A 17,577-nucleotide genomic window follows, 5' to 3' on the forward strand; every position below is an offset into this window, starting at 1 on the left:
GCTCCTCCCAACTCCTTTAAGCTTAAAAGAAAGACTAGGATGCCGTCCTGACCGGTGGCAGACTGGCGTCCGGTTCGTCGGACGGGTCCTCGGGAGCAACGATGCGCGATTGGGATGACGCTTACGCCAATTCGGCCCACATCCCGGGCTCGGACAAGATGCCGGCGCTGTGGGCGGAGCGGGCGGCGGCCTACCGCGCCGGGCTGAAGGAATTTCGCCCCGACATCGCCTACGGCGCCGGCGAGCGCCAGAAGCTCGACCTGATCCTGCCTGACGGCGACAGCAAGGGTCTCGTCGTCTTCGTCCATGGCGGCTACTGGATGCGCTTCGACAAGTCGACCTGGACCGATCTCGCCGAGGGTGCGCGGCATCATGGCTGGACCGTGGCGCTGCCGAGCTACACGCTGGCACCGGCTGCACGCATCTCCGATATCACCGCGGAAATCACCGCCGCGACCGCCAAAGCGGCATCGCTCGTCTCGGGGCCGATCCGGCTCGCCGGCCATTCCGCCGGCGGCCATCTCGTCACGCGCATGCTGTGCGACGACAGCCGGCTCGAGCCCGCCGTCTACAACCGCATCGCCGGTACGCTGTCGATCAGCGGCCTGCACGACTTGCGTCCGCTTCTGAAGACCGGGATGAACGAGACGTTGCGCATGACGATGGAGGAGGCGACGCTGGAAAGCGCAGTGCTGCGCTTGCCGCGGGGACATTCGCCCGTAACGGCCTGGGTCGGCGGCAACGAGCGGCCCGAATTCATCCGCCAGTCCGATCTGATGGCCAACATCTGGACCGGCTTCGACGTGCCGACGCACCTCGTCGTCGAACCCGGCCTCAACCATTTCACGGTGATCGACGGGCTCAAGGACCCGTCGTCGCAGATCACCGCGCGCCTGATCGGCCTCGATGAATGAGGCCGGGGACGATCGATCGAGAGGGCCAGCCATGACGTCCAGCGATTACGATCCCTCAAGCGAAGGCGCCGAGACCGACTTCGCCCGGCGCATGTCCTACGGTGATTACCTCGCGCTGGACGCGATCCTCGGCGCACAGCATCCGCTGTCGGAAGCGCATGACGAGATGCTGTTCATCATCCAGCATCAGACAACGGAACTGTGGATGCGGCTCGCCATCCACGAGCTCAGCGCTGCGCGCCGCGCAATCTCGCGGGATGAGGTGCAGCCCGCGATGAAGATGCTGGCTCGGATGTCGCGCATCTTCGAGCAGCTCAACGGGGCCTGGGACGTGCTGCGCACGATGACGCCGAGCGAATATACCCGCTTCCGCTCGCAGCTCGGACAATCCTCGGGCTTCCAGTCGCGGCAATACCGGCTGATCGAATTTCTGCTCGGCAACCGCAACCACGCCATGCTGAAGCCGCACGCGCACGATACCGAGACGGTCAAGCTGCTCGAAGCCGAGCTCGCGACGCCAAGCCTCTATGACGAGGTGCTGCGGCTCGCCGACCGCAACGGGCTCAAGATGCCCGCCGCGGTGCTGGCGCGCGACGTTCGCGAGACCCACAGCTTCAACGAAGGCGTGCTGCAGGCCTGGCGTATCGTCTACGAGGCGCCGGAAGCGCACTGGATGCTCTATGAACTGGCCGAGAAGCTGGTCGATTTCGAGGACTATTTCCGGCGCTGGCGCTTCAACCACGTCACCACGGTCGAGCGCGTCATCGGCTTCAAGCGTGGTACCGGCGGCACTGGCGGCGTCAGTTATCTGAAGCGCATGCTCGAGGTCGAGCTGTTTCCCGAGCTCTGGCGCGTGCGTACGATTCTGTAGGGATGTCCATGACCAGGCTTCGCGTCTACGACGACACCAAAGCGTTGTTCCATCTGCCTGACGGCCTCGTCTATCTCGACGGCAATTCGCTCGGAGCGCTGCCGCTGGGCGTTGCCGATGGTGTCGACCGCGTGATCACCAAGGAGTGGGGCAACGAGCTGATCCGCGCCTGGAACACCGCGGGCTGGTATGTCCAGCCGCGCCATGTCGGCGATCGCATCGCGCGGCTGATCGGTGCGGAGGCCGGCTCGGTGATGGTCGGAGACACACTGTCCCTGAAGGTCTATCAGGCACTCGCCGCCGCGCTCGACATGACCCCGTCCCGCAAGATCGTCCTGTCGGACACCGGCAACTTCCCGACCGACCTCTACATGGCCGAGGGCCTGATCGCCACGCTCGGGCGCGGCCATCAATTGCGCCTGGTGGCGCCGGACGAGATCGAGGCCGCATTGTCCGAAGAGATCGCCGTCCTGTACATCACCGAGGTCGACTACCGCACCGGCCGCCGCCATGACATGGCAAAGCTCACCGCGAAAGCGCATGCGCTCGGCATCGTCACGGTCTGGGATCTCGCCCATTCCGCCGGCGCGCTGCCGGTCGATCTCGCCGGCTGCGGCGCCGATTTCGCCGCGGGGTGCACCTACAAATATCTCAACGCGGGCCCTGGCGCGCCGGCCTTCCTCTACGTCGCGCCGCGCCATGCCGACGGCGCGCGCGCCGCGCTGTCGGGATGGATGGGCCACGCAAAACCGTTTGCGTTCGAGCTCGCCTATGCGGCCGCCGGCGGTGTCGAACGCATGCGCGTCGGCACTCCGCCGGTACTCGCCATGGCGGCGCTGGAGGCCTCGCTCGACATCTGGGACAAGGTCGACATCGCCGAAGTCCGTGCGCGTTCGCTGGCGCTGAGCGATCTCCTGATCGGTGAAGTCGAGCGCCGTTGTCCGCAACTCAAGCTCGTGACCCCGCGCGACCACGAGCGGCGCGGCTCGCAAGTCTCCTTCGCCTTCGCCGGCGGCTATGCCGCGATGCAGGCCTTGATCGCCCGCGGCGTCATCGGCGATTTCCGCGCGCCCGACATCATGCGCTTCGGCCTCACGCCGCTGTACATCGGCGAGAGCGAGATCGTGCGGGCCGCGGAGATCATCGACGAGGTGATTTCAGGGGAGGTGTGGCGACGGCCGGAATATCAGGTCGTGCATGCAGTAACGTGAGGGCGGACGCTTCCTTCGATGTTCGGGATGATTACCTGGGACGTCATTGCTTTGCCGCGCGGGGCAATTCACGCTGAGAGAACAACCATTTGGGAGCAGTTCCGATGACGCCGCTCGAGAAGCTTAAAGCGATGAAGATGCCGTTCGCCGAGCTCAAGGGCGTCGAGTTCGTCGAGGCGGAGAAGGACCGCGTGGTGGCGCGGATGGCGGTCCGGCCCGAACTCTGCACGCTTCACCACACCATCCATGGCGGGGCGGTGATGGCGCTGGCCGATTCCGTCGGCGCGGCGGCGACCGTGATCAATCTGCTTGAGGACGCCAAGGGGACGACCACGCTGGAGAGCAAGACCAATTTCATCGGCGGGGCGAAGGAGGGGGCCACGGTCATCGCGACCGCCACCCCGGTGCACCGGGGCCGGCGGACCCAGGTCTGGACCACCCGGCTGGAGACTGAGGACGGCAAGCTGGTTGCGGTGGTAACCCAGACGCAGCTGGTGCTGTGAAGCTCCAAAATTTTGATTTTATTAACGAATTGGTCGTGCCCGGTGCCTGAAACTTGGGCAGGTCTCCGTCTTGAAAATCATGGTGCGATGCACAATATAGGAGGCCTAGGGATTCGAACGCCTCCTCGAGGGACACCAAGAGGAGTTTCTGACGTGGTACTTGAAGACACCGTCCGTACCGTTCCCGGCTATGTACGGACCTTGATCCAGCAGGAAGAATTGCCGCTCCTGCGCGATCACCTGCTGAGGCTTGATGCCGCCAGCCGGCACGACCGTTTCAACGGCTTTCTCGACGACAGCTTCATCGAGCGCTACGCCGCCCGCTGCGCCGAGGATGGCACCGTGATCGTTGCCTATATGGTCGATGGCGTAGTGCGCGGTGCGGCCGAGCTGCATCCGCCGGAGGACGGTTCCTTGCCGGAGGTTGCCTTCAGCGTGGAAGCCTCGGCGCGCCGCAAGGGCGTCGGCACCGTGCTGTTCCGCCGCCTGATCGCAGAGGCGCGCTGGAAGGGCTACAAGCAGCTGCGCATTACGACGGGTGCCGAAAATCATGCGATGCGGGCGCTCGCCAGGAAGTTCGGGGCCCATCTGGCGTTCCGCCACGGCGAATCGACCGGCACGATCGACCTTGCCAAGACGCCCGAGGCCGAGCTTGCCGATCTCGCGGCCTCGCCATTCACGGCCGGGCGCGCGCTTCTCAGCTTCAACAGCACGTGCTGGAAGCTGATCTCGAGCATGTACGGCAATCGCGCCGCATAGTCCGGAAATTGCGCGCAGGAATCACAAAGCGGACCGGCAAGGCCGGTCCGCTTTCGTGTTCTGGGCGATGAAATCGATGCTCAGCTGCGTGTGGCGGCGCCGAAGCGGCGGACGACGCGGCGTTCGACCACGACGGAGCGCTGGGCACCCTGTTCGCCGGCGATCACGCGCGTGGCCGTGATGCGGCTGTTGCTGCGCGCCTGCTTCTTCACCTCGGCCTGAACAACGTCGAGCGGCATCCCCATCAAGGCTGCGGCGATCTCGGCCTGCTGCGCCTGGTCGTCGGTGATGCCGATGGCAGCGAAGATCGCCTCGTCCAGGGTCGGCGGATCGTGGCGCACGCGCCGCGTGCCATATTTGGTATTCCAGTCTGCGCTCATAACGGCCTCATTTCGATGCCGGATACCTAGTGCCGCCAATGTTGCATTGCAATATGAAATCGGTGTGGCATCTCAGCTATGCACCGCTCTGGTGTCACAGCGGTGACGCAGCACCTGCGCCGATCTCCACCCGTTGCTGGGGCCAACGCTTCAGGGCGCCGTGTCCGGCTTCGGTGAGCCGGTAGATTCCCCGCTCGGTGCGTTCGAACCAGCCATACACATTGTTAAGCAAGATCTTGCCGGCATCGGGGCAGCGTTCGCGCAGCGCGCGCACCTGTTTCGGCCCCTCCGCAAGCGCCGCCGCGCAGGCCAGCGCCTGCTGGCGATAGGCCGTCATGATCGGTGCACGCGTGCTGCCGCCGAGCACGGGATCGCCCTGACGCCGCTGATGCTCGGCGACGAGGCGCGAGCGCAGCTTCGGCTCACGGCGCGGCGCCGCGGTCGGCGGCTTCACCAGCACTTCGACCTGGCCGCGATCGGTCACGCCGAGCATGCCGAAGCCGAGGCGGCGGCAGAGATTGCGATAGCGCGCATCGCTCTCGCGCCCCTTGCCGCGCGCAGACATTTTCGCTGCGATCCAGACCTCGTCGCCGGCCGGCGCGCGATCGACCGCCTGCAGGATCAGCTCGAGATTGAAGGCAAGCTTGAGCTCGCCGATCACCACGACCGGTGGATCGTCAGCACTGAGGCCGACGAGATCGCAGCCGCCGATCTCGCCCTTGACCGTGAAGCCGAGCTCTTCGAGAAAGCGTTTGACGGGCAGGTAAAGCGCGGTTTCCAAGGGACGTCCGATCGGAGAATCAGTTGCAGACAGTCTAGAGCCTTCTCGTCCCAGATTGAATCGGTGCCGATGTCTCCAACGTTTCGATCGGAACGCGATTTATACCCGGCCGCCGACCGGAATCAGGGCGCCCGTGACGCCGCTCGCGGCATCGCTGGCGAGGAACAGGATGACTTCGGCGAGTTCCTGTGGCGTCACCCATTTGGAAAAGTCCGCCTTCGGCATGTCGGCGCGGTTCGCCGCGGTGTCGATGATCGAAGGCAGGACCGCATTGACGGTAACCTTGCCCTTCCACTCGTTGGCGAGGGCCTCGGTCAGGCGATGCACGCCGGCCTTCGAGGCGGCATAGGGGCCCATGCCGCTGCTGGCCTGCAGCGCGCCGATGGCGCCGATATTGACGATGCGGCCGGCCTTGGACTGGGCGAGGTGCGGCAGCGCCGCGCGCGAGGCGCTGAGCGCGGTGAGCACGTTCAGCGCGTGCATGCGCTGCCACGTCGCGATGTCGCCGTCGCCGACGGTCTCGAAGGCGAAGCCGCCGGCGATGTTGATCAGCGCGTCGAGCCGGCCGAAATGCTTTGCGGCCGCATCGACGGCATTCTTCGCTTGCGCTGCGTCGGACAGATCGACGCCGCCCATCACGATGCGTTCGGGCGTCGGTGGCGATTGCGAGGGCGCGTAATCGATGCCGGCGATGTGCGCGCCGCGCGACTGCGCGGTCTCGGCAACGACCCTGCCGAGTGCGCCGAGCGCACCGGTCACGATGATGACTTTTCCCTGCACGGTGCTTCTCCGTCCGTCGAACCTGCGCCCACTATTGCGCGGTCCGAATTGGACTTGCAATGCCGGCGGCTTCAAGGCTGAATGGTCGTTGCAACCTTGGATGGCTGGAGGGGGCGATATGTCCGAGAGTCTGCCGGCAGTGGACTTCCCCAGAGACATCATCAAATTGAAGCAACCGCTGCGAAACTTTGTCGAAGCGCTGCGAAGGGAAGGTCCGGTTCGGATCGTGGCAATGGGGTCATCATCGACCGCCGGTCGCGCGGATGTCGTGCCGTATCCGTCTCGCCTCGAGATGTATCTAAGGCAGAGCTACGCCGAGCATTTGCCGAAGGTTCGGATCGACGTCTTGAATCGGGGCAAAGGCGGAGAAGAGGCGCCGCAGGAAGTGAAGCGCTTTGATGCCGATATCTTCGATGACAAACCCACCGTGGTGCTTTGGCAGGTGGGAACCAACGCGGTCTTTCGCAAGCAGGAATTCAACTTCAACGAGGTGGTCGATAAAATTGCCGAGGGTGTTGGTCTGCTTGCCAAGCACACGATGGATGTCGTTCTGATCGACCCGCAATATGTGACGGCCATGCTTCGCGACGATAAGGCGGAGCTGTCCGAAAAGATGGTCTCGGAGATCCGCAGGATTGCGGACGATGCGAAGATAAGCGTATTTCAGCGCTGGGCTCTAATGCGGCATTGGCACGTGACCAACAACGCGACATTCGAGCAATTCCTTGATCCCACGGATGGTGACAAGCTCCACCAGAGCGACTGGAGCACACTCCAGGTGTCCAGGGCGCTGTGCAATTCGATCGTTGATGCAACGACCGCCGCGAGTTGGTTGCCTGCCGAATGGAAATCCTGATCACGCCTGAAGGTAACGCTCCCTCAGTGCGGTGCGCTCTGCTGCGCCCAACTTGAGCCCGTCGCGCAAATAGGTTTCGAGATCGCCATATTCGCTGCCGACCGCGTCGAATGCCGCCGCCAGGTAAGAGGCCTCGACGCTGCCGATCGCGTCGAGGACATCGGCGGGCAGATCGGAGGCGTTCGAGAGGTCGCGCTTGTAGTGCCGATTGGTCAAGAGATAATCCTCGGCAATGACCTCGTCGGGCACGCCCAGCGCGTGCAGGATCAGCGCGCTGGCAAAGCCGGTGCGGTCCTTGCCGGCGGTGCAGTGGATCACGAGCGGTGCACGGTCTTCCAGCAGATGACCGAACAGCGCACGGTAACTGTGCGTGTTGTGGCGGACATAGTTGCGGTAGGATTCGCGCATGAGCTCGAGCGCCACGGCCGCGGTCAGCGTGCCCTTCGCGAGCTCGGCGCGCAGCGCGGCCACGACGGTCGGCTCGATCGGCAGCGAATGCACCGTGATCTCGTTCACGACGCAGATGCCGGCCGCGCGCTCCTCGACACCGCGGAAGTCGAAGGCGCTGCGCACGCCGAGCGCGCGGACGATCTCGACGTCGGCCGCGGTGAGCTGGCCGAGATGGTTGGAGCGGAAAATGTGCCGCCAGCGCGTGGTGCGGCCATCGGCGGTCGGGTAGCCGCCGAGGTCGCGGAAATTGCTCGCACCCTGGAGGGCGAGATGACGCGCAGGAGAGTCCTTCAGCGAGGAGTCTTGCATGGGATCAGCTTGGGTTATGGTTCCACCGGATGCACGTTCGGCGTCCTTGCGGTCTATTACAGGGGGCGATCATGGGCCGGCACAAGGCCATTGTTTTGACGGTCAGCATGCTGGTGGGCGCAATGCTCGGTGGGCGGTTGGCCGATGCGCAGACCTTCCAAGCCTATCGTTGCGCCGATGGTACGCAGTTCATCCTGGGCTTTTATGACTACGACAAGCGGGCCTTCGTCCAGATCGATGGCCAGCCCGTCACGCTCGCCAAGCGGCTCGCTGTTTCAGGGGCACGCTATTCGGGGGCAGGAGTGACGCTGAGGATTCCCAAGACCGGGCCCGCCACGGTCAAGCACCTGAAGCGGCCGGTGACGGCCTGCACGGTGGTCGAAAAGCCCGGGATCTAAATTAGGCGGGGGTGCACCTGGAATCAAAAAGGGCCGAAACGCCGTTGTTTCGACCCTTTTTCAAACTGCCGCCGGCCGCTTGCGAAAGCCCGGCACTGTCAGACCAGCAGCTGGCATTAGCGTTCGCATTTGGGCTTGGCTTCGTCGACCGCATCCTGGTGATACCAGCTGTCGCTGCAGATCGAGACGTTCGCGGGCAGCGAAGCCTGATCGGCCGGTAGGCGGGTCTCGCCATAGCGGCGTCCGGCGAGGGCCGCACGGCCGCCGACGGGGAATTGGTAGATCTTTGCAGATCCGTGACTCAGACCATTGTTCATCATTGCGATTCTCCTTGGTCGAAGCGCCTTGGCCTCCATGGTGCGCCCGACTCGTTCGATTGTGGTTACTGGAATCCCCATATCGGCTGCCCATCTCCGATTGGAAAGTGCTGAAAACGAAATCAGTTTCAGCCCAATTTGTAGGCATATGGCCTTCTGCATCCTCCAAGGCACGCTGCTGCTGACCAACGCGTGGGCCATTCCGAAGGTTGCTGGGGAAGGGTGGGGGAGTTTGCGAAAGTTACCGGACGTTGATGCGTGTTTCATCGGCAATGCGCGGTGCGGCATCCGCTGCTTCTGAATCGGGCGTTTTCCGCGGGGTTTTTGCAGTGCAGCTTCGCGTCAAGGTGCGCGGCTATGACGCACGGTGCCGTGGAGGCTTCGCCCTTGGGGAAGAGGAGCCGCAAGCGGTGGAAAACCGCCCGTACTGCGGCCTTTTGGCACGCGAAATGCTTGGGAAAGGCTGGCCGATGATGGCCGGGTACAAAACGTGCGGGGGCCCCTCCCGGGCCCCCAACCTTTCGCATCATCTACAGAGAGGCTCAATGACCAAGTACAAGCTCGAGTACATCTGGCTCGACGGATATACGCCGACTCCGAATTTGCGCGGCAAAACTCAGATCAAGGAATTCGCGTCGTTCCCGACGCTCGAGCAGCTTCCGCTCTGGGGCTTCGACGGCTCCTCCACCCAGCAGGCCGAAGGCCACAGCTCCGATTGCGTGCTGAAGCCGGTCGCGGTGTTCCCGGACGGTGCGCGCACCAACGGCGTGCTGGTGATGTGCGAAGTCATGATGCCCGACGGCAAGACCCCGCATCCGTCCAACAAGCGCGCCACCATCCTCGACGACGCCGGCGCCTGGTTCGGCTTCGAGCAGGAATACTTCTTCTACAAGGACGGCCGTCCGCTCGGCTTCCCGACATCAGGCTATCCGGCGCCGCAGGGCCCGTACTACACCGGCGTCGGCTTCTCGAACGTCGGCGACGTCGCCCGCAAGATCGTCGAAGAGCATCTCGACCTCTGCCTCGCGGCCGGCATCAACCATGAAGGCATCAACGCGGAAGTCGCGAAGGGCCAGTGGGAATTCCAGATCTTCGGCAAGGGCTCCAAGAAGGCCGCTGACGAAATGTGGATGGCCCGCTACCTGATGCTGCGCCTGACCGAGAAGTACGGCATCGATATCGAATTCCACTGCAAGCCGCTCGGCGACACCGACTGGAACGGCTCGGGCATGCACGCCAACTTCTCGACCGCCTATATGCGCGAGGTCGGCGGCAAGGAGTATTTCGAGGCCCTGATGGCCGCCTTCGAGAAGAACCTGATGGACCACATCGCCGTCTACGGCCCGGACAACGACAAGCGTCTGACCGGCAAGCACGAGACCGCGCCCTGGAACAAGTTCAGCTACGGCGTTGCCGATCGCGGCGCTTCGATCCGCGTTCCGCACTCCTTCGTCAACAACGGCTACAAGGGCTATCTGGAAGACCGTCGTCCGAACTCGCAAGGCGACCCCTACCAGATCGCTTCGCAGATACTGAAGACGATCTCCTCCGTGCCGACCGACAAGAAGGCCGCGGCCTAAGATCCTCCCGGCCCGGGCTGGGGGCTGGCCCGGGTTGGCATTCAATCCGCCGGAGCGACAAGCTCCGGCGGATTTTTGCATTTTGATGACAGGTGTTCTTCCGTCTGCCGATCTCGGCGTCGCGAAACTTGTCCATCGCCGCCGAAAGCGGGATAGAGTGCCTTCGGATGCGCGCAGGGCCGGGGACACGGCTGGTGTTTGAAGGCTTCTACAAGGTGAGATTTCAGCTCGGCGATAGCGTCGGCCGCAGCGTGATGCATGCCGGCAACGGCAAGATGCTCGGCGGCAATTCGGCCTTCGCCCATATCGGCAGCTACGAGAAGACGGGCAGCGGCGTCGACGTCGTGATCAAGACCGTCCGCCATAATCCCGATCCGAGCTACCGCGCCATGGCCGGTACCGACGATGCGACCCTGATTGCGAAGGGCTGGGCCGACGGCGATCTCTATCGCTTCAAGGGCGAGCTCAAGGAGCTGCCGGGCGTGCCGTTTCAATCGCTGATGACGCCGATCACCGAGGAGGAGGTGCCGATCGCCGGCGGCGTCGGCGAAGCCGGCATCGCCGATGGTCTCTACTCCATCCATCTGCGCATGCTGGACGGCCTCGACGGCGGACTCACCGGGGTGATGCTGCTCAACCAGGGCCGCATCCTCGGCGGCGATGCGGCGTTCTATTATCTCGGCAGCTACACGGCCGCGAAGGGCCGCTGGAAGGGGCAGATCCTCAACCAGGAGCACACGCCGGCCAAGGACGATCCGATCTTCGGCGGCCACGAGGTCGGCATCGGCTTCTCCGGCAGCTATGACGCGGAGCAGGCGGTGCTGGAGGCAACCGCGCTGGCTGGCAAGCGATCCTTGCGCCTGACCGCTGCGCTCAAGCTGATGCATCGCGCCTGAGCCGCCCATCGTAGACGCGAACCGACTTGAGCCTTGAATTTGCCGAGCCACAGACGCAACGTGACGACCATGCGGACTTTCCTCCTTGCCATGCTCTTTGCGCTCGCCGCGCCCCTGACGGCGCAGGCGCAATCGGCCGATCTCGTGTTGTGCGACCGCGTGGCGGCCGATCCCAGCGATCCCGACAAGCCGGCCGACGTGAAGGGCGTGACCGACATCGCGGCGTCCGACGTCGCGACGGCGATCAAGTTCTGCAAGCAAGCTGCAGCATCCTCGCGGCGTGCGATGTTCGCGCTCGGCCGCGCCTATGCGGCCAACCGGCAAACAGGCGAGGCGATGGCCGCCTGGCGCAAGGCCGCCGACAAAGGATCGAGCGCGGCCATGGTCGAGCTCGGCGTCGCCTACGCTACCGGCTCCGGTGTTTCGAAGGACGACGCGCAGGCCCGGAAGCTGTTCGAGAAGGCGGCGCAGGCCGGCAATCCCCGCGGCGTCAGCAACCTCGCCGCGCTCGGCGGCGCTGGCGGTGGTGCACCCGCCGATCCCGCGCAGGCCCGCGCGCTGCTGGGCAAGGCCGCCGAGACCAATGCGGAAGCGCAGTACCAGCTCGGCCTGATGTTCTCCGAGGGTGCGGGTGGCACGAAGGATGATGCAGCGGCGCGCGCGCTGTTCGAGAAGGCAGCGGCGCAGAACCATCCCGGCGCGCTGGAGCGGATGGGCGCGTTCGCACAGGAAGGTCGCGGCGGTCCGAAGGACAAGGACGCCGCAAAGGCCTATTACGAGCGCGCCGCCGCGCTCGGCGACGAGGACGCCAAGAAGGCGCTGGAGCGCATTCGCTGTCCCTATGCGATAAAGGACAAGCAGGGCAGGCTCGTCACCACGCTGTGCTTCTAGTTCACTTCATGTAGTAGGCGAGGTCGTTGCGGGCGTCGCGATAGGTGGTCTCGAGGTAATTAGGATATCGTCGCGCGGCGTGCGCCACCGCGCGCACTACGCAATCCCAGAAATCGCGGTTCCAGTCGAAGTGCTTGTTGTACTCGTCTTCGAACTTGACGGCGGTGATGATGGCCTGCCGGATCGCATCGTCGTCGGTGCGCGGGTGAGCGCGCTTCAGGTATCCAAACATAGGGCCTTCATGGGCGTGGTCGCGCTGGTAGCGGTACTGGACGCTGAATTGTTCCGGCGTGAGGGTGCGATTGACCCGCACCTCCTCGGCAGTCGGATGTCCCGCGATCGTCTCCAGGCGATAGCGTTGGCGCCAGAGCGCGTAGGCGGCATCGAGCAGCGGCTGCTTCGCGGCGCCGGCGATGATCGCGCTGACTTCGTCCTCGGCTGATTGCGTGTCCATGCGCGATTGGTCGTGCGTTCGTGGGGGCAGGTTCGAGCCTGGCGCCGATCGGCTGAGGGGCTTTTTCGGGGGAGGCAAACAAAACGTCGAAAAACAACCCCATGCACAGTAGCCAAGTCCCTGAAATCATTGACTGCGGATTTTACGAAGTGGGGTTTTGACCCGTCGGGCAAAACAGGGGCATAATGACATCATGGCGGGCGGCTCCCCGGGGTGGCGATGCGCGGAAAAGCCGGTGGCTTCGCTGTGGCGTCGATGCTAGGTAGCCGGCAATTCATTTCCGATTTTGCAGGTTCAAGACGTTGCTGGACGGGCTCTACAAGGTCGAATACGGTGTCAACGATGGGTTCGGCTGCAGCATCATGTGCCTGCATGACGGCAGGATGCTGGGCGGCAATTCGGGCTTTGCGCATCTCGGCAGCTATGTCGAGCGCGACGGCGAGATCATCGCCCAGGTCATCACCGAGCGACACAACCTCGACCCCAGCTACAAGCCGCTGATGGGCGCCGACGTCGCCTCGATCGGGGCGCGCGGCCGGCTCTACGGCAACCAGATCCGTCTCGAGGGCGGCGCGGACACCATGCCGGGCGCCAGGTTCTGGGCCAATCTCACACGCCTCGACGACGCGGGACTGCCGCCGAGCGGGACGGTCGGACCGGGCGGCATCGCCAACGGGCTCTACGGGATGAGCCTGCGCGCGCTCGACGGTGTCGATGCCGGACTGTCCGGCGTGATGCTGCTGATCGACGGGCGCATCCTCGGCGGCGATGCGTTCTTCTACTATCTCGGCGCCTATTCCTCGGCGGACGGCCGCTGGAAGGGCGAGATGCTGAACCAGGAGCACACGCCGGCGAAAGGCGAGAACCCCGTGTTCGGCGGCCTCGAGGTCGGGATCGGATTCTCCGGGACCTGCACCGAAGACAGCGGCGAGCTCGAAGGCATCGCGCTCGCGGGCAAGCGAAGCCTGCGGCTTGCGGCCTCGCTCAAGCTGATGCGACGGGCGTAATTCCGTCGCGTTTGCTGTCAGAAGGCGACATTCGAATAGAGAATCTGGATGTCCGCCTTGGGGTCATAGCAGACCATCGGTGGGGTGGCCGCCGCACGGCTAATCGGCGACCGCGGCTTGCCGAACGTCTTCTTGCCTTTCGCCGCTGTCAGAGCGTCGCGCTGCCCGGTACCGACCAGGCGATAGGCCATGATGTCGGTGGAACAGCTTCGAGAACGCCGCCGCTGTCTCGTAACCGACCCGGCTGGCGATCCGCGCGATGGACTCATCGCTGGTTTCCAGCAGGAACGCCGCTTCCGCCATCCGGCGTTCAATCACATAACGTTGCATGGACTGACCGACGAGTTTGGTGAAGCGCGCAGAAAATACCGAGCGGCCCAGCCCGACGCGGCGGCCAAGGCCGCTCAGAGTCCAGGGCCGCTCCGGATTTTCATGAATGAGCTTGAGCGCCGGTCCGATATGCGGGTCGGAAATGGCCCCGAGCCAGCCACCTTGCCCGGGACTGAGCGACGAGATCCAGCTTCGGAGCACTTCGACAAAGAGCACTTCCGTCAGCCGCGACAGCGCGACGCGTTGGCCGGGACGCTCAAGCGCGGACTCGCTGACCATGCGACGCAGGATCGCTTCGAGCCAACCTCTGTCTGCCGTTGGCTTCAGCAGGAGTACGGGCGGCAGCAGCTCCAGCACGCTGCCAAACAGCGGCCGCGACACCGTGAAATTGCCGCAGATCATCGTCGAGAGCGGCTTTGCTCGGCTGCCGTGACGGATGATTCCAAACCGCGACGACGCTCGATCGATGTCTATGATCCGCAGAGGCTTGGCCCGGCGATCTGAATAAAACACGTGGGGCTCGCCGCGTGTGATGACGACAAAATCGCCCTTGCTCATCTGGATTTCCGGACCCTGGCCGAGTGCGAGGGTCGCAGAACCCTCGCTGAGATAGTGAAACAGGGCGTAGGGACGCGCCGGCAACTCCAGATTCCAGGGATGGCCGAGTTCGAAGTGAAAGAGCAGCGTGCCGCCGAGGCGAACGCGATCGAGCACTTGGGCGAGGATGTCCATGTCGTCAAAGCTAGACCAGTGGACGATCCGACACAACATCCGGACGATTGATCTCTATCGTCCGAACTGTCCGCGAACTAGGTCATGCCGCGAGCCGACATCACGTGCGGCAACCATCTTGCCGATGGCGGATGGAAGAACCGCGACCTTGCTGGAAACGCCTGTCCATTCCCCCGGACCGAGTTCGTCCGACATGCCAACAGGAATTATCAATGCGAAATATCCTCCTCTCAGCTGCGACCGTCCTTCTGGCGGGAACGTCCTTGGCTGGCTCCGTCCATTCCGCCGAACTGCCCAAGGGAGCAGCCCATAACATCGTGCTCGTACACGGCGCTTTCGTGGACCAGACCAGTTGGAAGCCCGTTGCCGATATTCTCACGAAGAAGGGCTACAGCGTCACGCTCGTGGAGAATCCGCTCACTTCGCTCGGCGCCGACGTCGATGCCACCAAACAGGCGCTCGCGAAGCAGGACGGCCGGACCGTGTTGGTCGGCCACTCCTGGGGCGGCGTAGTGATCACGCAGGCCGGCAACGATCCCAAGGTTTCGGCGCTGGTCTATGTTTCGGCCTTCGCGCCGGAGGTCGGTGAATCCCTGGCGTCGCTGGCAAAAGCCGGCCCGCCGACAGAAGGCGGCAAAGCGATCCATCCCGACGCAAAGGGCGATTTGTACATCGATCCCAAGGTCTTTCCGTCGGCCGTCGCGGCCGACCTTCCTTCGGAAATCGCTGAGCACCTGGCCAACTCGCAACTCCCATTGAACCACGTCGCGTTTGAAGCCCCGGTCGACATCGCGGCCTGGCATGACAAGCCGACATTCTATGTCATCAGCACGAAGGACAAGGTGCTCGCGCCGGAGGCGCAAAAGTCGTTCGCAGCCAGGATCAAGGCTCAGACGACGGAAGTCGCCGGCAGTCATGCCTCGCTCGTCGTCCATGCGAAGCAGGTCGCCGAGGTCATCGAGAAGGCCGCGCTCGCGAAGTGACGGTACCGCTCCCGGCCTTTCGCGCCGGGAGCGCACGCACTCGATAACTCTTGCAAATCATCCGGAGGACGACATGACGAAACTCGACATCGCGAGCGAGGACGCCGCAACGCTCGAGACGGTGCCAACCCGTTACATCGAAGGCAATGGAATCCGCTTCGCCTATCGCCGTCTCGGCCCCGCGACCGGAACTCCGCTCATTCTTCTGCAGCACTTCTCGGGGAATATCGATTCGTGGGACCCCGCTGTCGTGAACGCTCTCGCTGCTGATCGCCCCGTGATCGCCTTTGACAACGCAGGGGTCGGCCGCTCGACCGGTCAAACGCCCGACAACGTCGAGGCGATGGCGCGAGACGCCGTCGATTTCATTCACTTGCTCGGCCTCGCCGAAGTGGACCTGCTTGGCTTTTCCCTCGGCGGCTGCGTCGCTCAGCAGATCGCCGCCGAGCACGGACAACTTGTCCGCAAGCTCATACTCGTCGGGACTGCGCCGAAAGGTGGAGAGGAACACCTGTTGGCGGTCTTGCAGGAAGCGTTTTCCCAAACTGACGTGCCGGACCCGCGCCTGCCGCTGTTCTTCACGAATTCATCCGCCAGTTGGTCGGCCGGCCTGGCTTTCCTGAAGAGGACGCAGGTGCGCAAGGACGATCGGGACACCGATAATGGCAGCGCGGTAACCGATCCGCAGGCGATGGCGCTGATCACGTGGTGTGCCACACCTGATCCAGGGCACGCCATTCTGCGCACCATTCGCCAACCTGCTCTTGTGATCAGCGGCAGCCACGACACCATGCTGCCTGCGAGCAACGCTTACGCAATGTTCAAGGGACTCAGCAACGCTCAGCTGGTGCTCTATCCCGATTCAGGGCACGGCGCCCTGTTTCAGCACCACGAGCTGTTCGTCAGCCACGTCCGGACCTTTCTGGATGCCCGGCGCGCAGCCGCATGATCCCATTCCGGGCCATCGGACGCACGCCACGAGCGTTGTTACAGAGGACAAGATGACAAGCACCAAGGTCGAGGTCGAGCGTTTCAGCCTCACGAGCTCGAGATCATTCGACGCTATCGTGGCGGCACTCAAGTCGGCGGTCGGGCAGCCCGACATGATCGAATTCTTCAAGGGGACGAGGGCGACAGATTCCCGGATTTCGAGCGCGTCGTAAGAAGCGGCCTCGGCCGAACGGACCTCATGCTCTTCGCGCAATTCGACCTGGGCGACGTCCTGCGTCGCGAAACTGGATCCGAGACGCCGAAGATCATGCGGTTTGTGATCGGCAATCCGCTCATCATGAAGGAAATGGTCAAGCACGTGCCCGATGCCGGATCCTACGCTCCCGTCACAGTGCTCATCGATGAGCGTGCCGACGGCGTGCACGTCTCCTATGACACTATGGAGAGTTGTCTACTGCATTATGGCAACTCGCAAGCGCTTGCCGTCGCCCGAGATCTCGATACGAAAATCACAACCTTGCTACGCGAGTGTGCAGGCTAAGACGCCGTGATGTTCGGCCAATAGATTGGGCAGTTCATATCAATCGCGGAATGCGACAGGCGTTATCATGACGAGAGCCAGACGTCGAAAGGGAAATCCCTGCATGTACAAGACAGTTGTTGTCGCTGTCATTGCCTCGGTTCCTTCCGCCGGGACTGTCGCGTCTGCTCCTGCCGCCAGCAAAGAGCCACTGGATGCTACGACCCTCAGCGCCATAAAATCGAAGTTCGGCAGGCTGATGGAATTGGCCAACAAGCACGATTTCAAGGCTCTCCATGAGATGTTCTGGCAGTCGCCCTCCACACTATTGGTAGCCAAGAGCGCGATTCAGTCCGAGGGAAACTGGGCCGGCTATTGGGGCAACGAGGCGATTGATCAAAAGCTGCACGATATTGGTAGCTCCGGTCCGGTCATGCTCGCACCAGACTATTCGAAGCTCAGGGTTGTCGGCCTGACGCGCGACGTCGCGGAGTCCTATGTTCCGATGAACATCACGGTCTCCTACGCGGGGCAGGATGGAACCGCCAAGCCGTTTATAATGATCATCGATTGGCTTCGCGTCGGGAAGGATTGGAAGGTCGCTTCTGAAATCATTCTCCCTGTGCCGCCCGTACCTGCCGCGAAGGGCTAGGCGTGAGGCCTCAATTGTCAGGCAATGACGCTCAGGCCGGCTGCGGGTCCAA

General features: G+C 63.5%; 21 protein-coding genes and 1 pseudogene. 15 read left to right on the forward strand and 7 right to left on the reverse strand.

Going from position 1 to position 17,577, the window contains the following annotated elements:
- The first annotated feature begins 101 nt into the window (after window positions 1-101).
- The 5 genes from BDOA9_RS20840 (at window position 102) to BDOA9_RS20860 (ending at window position 4,258) form a co-directional block, all read left to right on the forward strand.
- The gene (locus BDOA9_RS20840) at window positions 102-914 is read left to right on the forward strand and encodes an alpha/beta hydrolase (protein WP_025035907.1); all 813 of its coding nucleotides are present in this window, start codon (window positions 102-104) and stop codon (window positions 912-914) included.
- 31 nt (window positions 915-945) lie between these two features.
- On the forward strand, window positions 946-1,785 hold the full coding sequence (gene kynA, locus BDOA9_RS20845; RefSeq protein ID WP_025035908.1) for a tryptophan 2,3-dioxygenase: 840 nt from the start codon (window positions 946-948) through the stop codon (window positions 1,783-1,785).
- Window positions 1,786-1,793: 8 nt separating this feature from the next.
- Window positions 1,794-2,996: a kynureninase gene (kynU, locus tag BDOA9_RS20850; protein ID WP_025035909.1), complete on the forward strand. Its 1,203-nt coding sequence runs from the start codon at window positions 1,794-1,796 to the stop codon at window positions 2,994-2,996.
- 104 nt (window positions 2,997-3,100) lie between these two features.
- Window positions 3,101-3,499, forward strand: a complete 399-nt coding sequence (locus BDOA9_RS20855; protein WP_025035910.1) for a PaaI family thioesterase — start codon at window positions 3,101-3,103, stop codon at window positions 3,497-3,499.
- Window positions 3,500-3,652: 153 nt separating this feature from the next.
- Complete coding sequence (locus BDOA9_RS20860; RefSeq protein WP_025035911.1) at window positions 3,653-4,258, forward strand: GNAT family N-acetyltransferase; 606 nt, start codon at window positions 3,653-3,655, stop codon at window positions 4,256-4,258.
- A gap of 80 nt (window positions 4,259-4,338) precedes the next feature.
- Here the strand turns inward: BDOA9_RS20860 and BDOA9_RS20865 are convergent, their stop codons facing one another.
- The 3 genes from BDOA9_RS20865 to BDOA9_RS20875 form a co-directional block, all read right to left on the reverse strand.
- Window positions 4,339-4,638 carry a hypothetical protein gene (locus tag BDOA9_RS20865; protein WP_025035912.1) on the reverse strand — a complete coding sequence of 100 codons (300 nt, stop codon included), beginning with the start codon at window positions 4,636-4,638 and terminating at the stop codon, window positions 4,339-4,341.
- 94 nt (window positions 4,639-4,732) lie between these two features.
- On the reverse strand, window positions 4,733-5,419 hold the full coding sequence (locus tag BDOA9_RS20870; RefSeq protein WP_025035913.1) for a DUF2161 domain-containing phosphodiesterase: 687 nt from the start codon (window positions 5,417-5,419) through the stop codon (window positions 4,733-4,735).
- A gap of 99 nt (window positions 5,420-5,518) precedes the next feature.
- Window positions 5,519-6,199 carry an SDR family oxidoreductase gene (locus BDOA9_RS20875; protein ID WP_025035914.1) on the reverse strand — a complete coding sequence of 227 codons (681 nt, stop codon included), beginning with the start codon at window positions 6,197-6,199 and terminating at the stop codon, window positions 5,519-5,521.
- Window positions 6,200-6,317: 118 nt separating this feature from the next.
- Between BDOA9_RS20875 and BDOA9_RS20880 the strand changes: the two genes are divergently transcribed.
- The gene (locus BDOA9_RS20880; RefSeq protein WP_025035915.1) at window positions 6,318-7,055 is read left to right on the forward strand and encodes an SGNH/GDSL hydrolase family protein; all 738 of its coding nucleotides are present in this window, start codon (window positions 6,318-6,320) and stop codon (window positions 7,053-7,055) included.
- Here the strand turns inward: BDOA9_RS20880 and BDOA9_RS20885 are convergent, their stop codons facing one another.
- Window positions 7,056-7,799 carry a tyrosine-protein phosphatase gene (locus tag BDOA9_RS20885; protein ID WP_025035916.1) on the reverse strand — a complete coding sequence of 248 codons (744 nt, stop codon included), beginning with the start codon at window positions 7,797-7,799 and terminating at the stop codon, window positions 7,056-7,058.
- 86 nt (window positions 7,800-7,885) lie between these two features.
- On the opposite strand from BDOA9_RS20885, the gene BDOA9_RS20890 reads away from it, so the two are divergent.
- Window positions 7,886-8,212, forward strand: coding sequence for an MliC family protein (locus tag BDOA9_RS20890; RefSeq protein ID WP_025035917.1), 327 nt, complete (start codon window positions 7,886-7,888; stop codon window positions 8,210-8,212).
- Between the two features lie 116 nt (window positions 8,213-8,328).
- Here BDOA9_RS20890 and BDOA9_RS20895 read toward each other — a convergent pair whose 3' ends face one another.
- Window positions 8,329-8,532, reverse strand: a complete 204-nt coding sequence (locus BDOA9_RS20895) for a DUF2735 domain-containing protein (protein ID WP_025035918.1) — start codon at window positions 8,530-8,532, stop codon at window positions 8,329-8,331.
- Between the two features lie 542 nt (window positions 8,533-9,074).
- On the opposite strand from BDOA9_RS20895, the gene BDOA9_RS20900 reads away from it, so the two are divergent.
- The 3 genes from BDOA9_RS20900 to BDOA9_RS20910 all read left to right on the forward strand — a co-directional run bounded on the left by BDOA9_RS20900 (window position 9,075) and on the right by BDOA9_RS20910 (window position 11,896).
- Window positions 9,075-10,109, forward strand: a complete 1,035-nt coding sequence (locus BDOA9_RS20900; protein ID WP_025035919.1) for a glutamine synthetase beta-grasp domain-containing protein — start codon at window positions 9,075-9,077, stop codon at window positions 10,107-10,109.
- A 194-nt stretch (window positions 10,110-10,303) separates the two neighbouring features.
- Window positions 10,304-11,005: a GrlR family regulatory protein gene (locus BDOA9_RS20905; RefSeq protein WP_025035920.1), complete on the forward strand. Its 702-nt coding sequence runs from the start codon at window positions 10,304-10,306 to the stop codon at window positions 11,003-11,005.
- 69 nt (window positions 11,006-11,074) lie between these two features.
- Window positions 11,075-11,896: a tetratricopeptide repeat protein gene (locus BDOA9_RS20910; RefSeq protein WP_025035921.1), complete on the forward strand. Its 822-nt coding sequence runs from the start codon at window positions 11,075-11,077 to the stop codon at window positions 11,894-11,896.
- A gap of 1 nt (window position 11,897) precedes the next feature.
- Here BDOA9_RS20910 and BDOA9_RS20915 read toward each other — a convergent pair whose 3' ends face one another.
- A complete protein-coding gene (locus BDOA9_RS20915; protein WP_025035922.1) occupies window positions 11,898-12,350 on the reverse strand; it encodes a hypothetical protein in 453 nt (150 codons plus the stop codon).
- 302 nt (window positions 12,351-12,652) lie between these two features.
- Here BDOA9_RS20915 and BDOA9_RS20920 point away from each other — a divergent pair, with 302 nt between their 5' ends.
- Window positions 12,653-13,357, forward strand: coding sequence for a hypothetical protein (locus BDOA9_RS20920; protein ID WP_025035923.1), 705 nt, complete (start codon window positions 12,653-12,655; stop codon window positions 13,355-13,357).
- A 99-nt stretch (window positions 13,358-13,456) separates the two neighbouring features.
- On the opposite strand, the gene BDOA9_RS20925 is transcribed toward BDOA9_RS20920, so the two are convergent.
- Complete coding sequence (locus BDOA9_RS20925) at window positions 13,457-14,419, reverse strand: AraC family transcriptional regulator (protein ID WP_025035924.1); 963 nt, start codon at window positions 14,417-14,419, stop codon at window positions 13,457-13,459.
- Between the two features lie 212 nt (window positions 14,420-14,631).
- Between BDOA9_RS20925 and BDOA9_RS20930 the strand changes: the two genes are divergently transcribed.
- From BDOA9_RS20930 to BDOA9_RS20945, 4 genes and pseudogenes are all read left to right on the forward strand, one after another.
- Window positions 14,632-15,402, forward strand: a complete 771-nt coding sequence (locus BDOA9_RS20930) for an alpha/beta fold hydrolase (RefSeq protein ID WP_025035925.1) — start codon at window positions 14,632-14,634, stop codon at window positions 15,400-15,402.
- A 73-nt stretch (window positions 15,403-15,475) separates the two neighbouring features.
- Window positions 15,476-16,351, forward strand: a complete 876-nt coding sequence (locus BDOA9_RS20935; protein ID WP_025035926.1) for an alpha/beta fold hydrolase — start codon at window positions 15,476-15,478, stop codon at window positions 16,349-16,351.
- 52 nt (window positions 16,352-16,403) lie between these two features.
- Window positions 16,404-16,894, forward strand: a pseudogene (locus BDOA9_RS40040) (DUF302 domain-containing protein).
- A 103-nt stretch (window positions 16,895-16,997) separates the two neighbouring features.
- Complete coding sequence (locus BDOA9_RS20945; protein WP_025035927.1) at window positions 16,998-17,525, forward strand: hypothetical protein; 528 nt, start codon at window positions 16,998-17,000, stop codon at window positions 17,523-17,525.
- The last annotated feature ends 52 nt before the right edge of the window (window positions 17,526-17,577 follow it).

This window comes from Bradyrhizobium sp. DOA9, assembly GCF_000617845.2.
GTDB lineage: Bacteria > Pseudomonadota > Alphaproteobacteria > Rhizobiales > Xanthobacteraceae > Bradyrhizobium.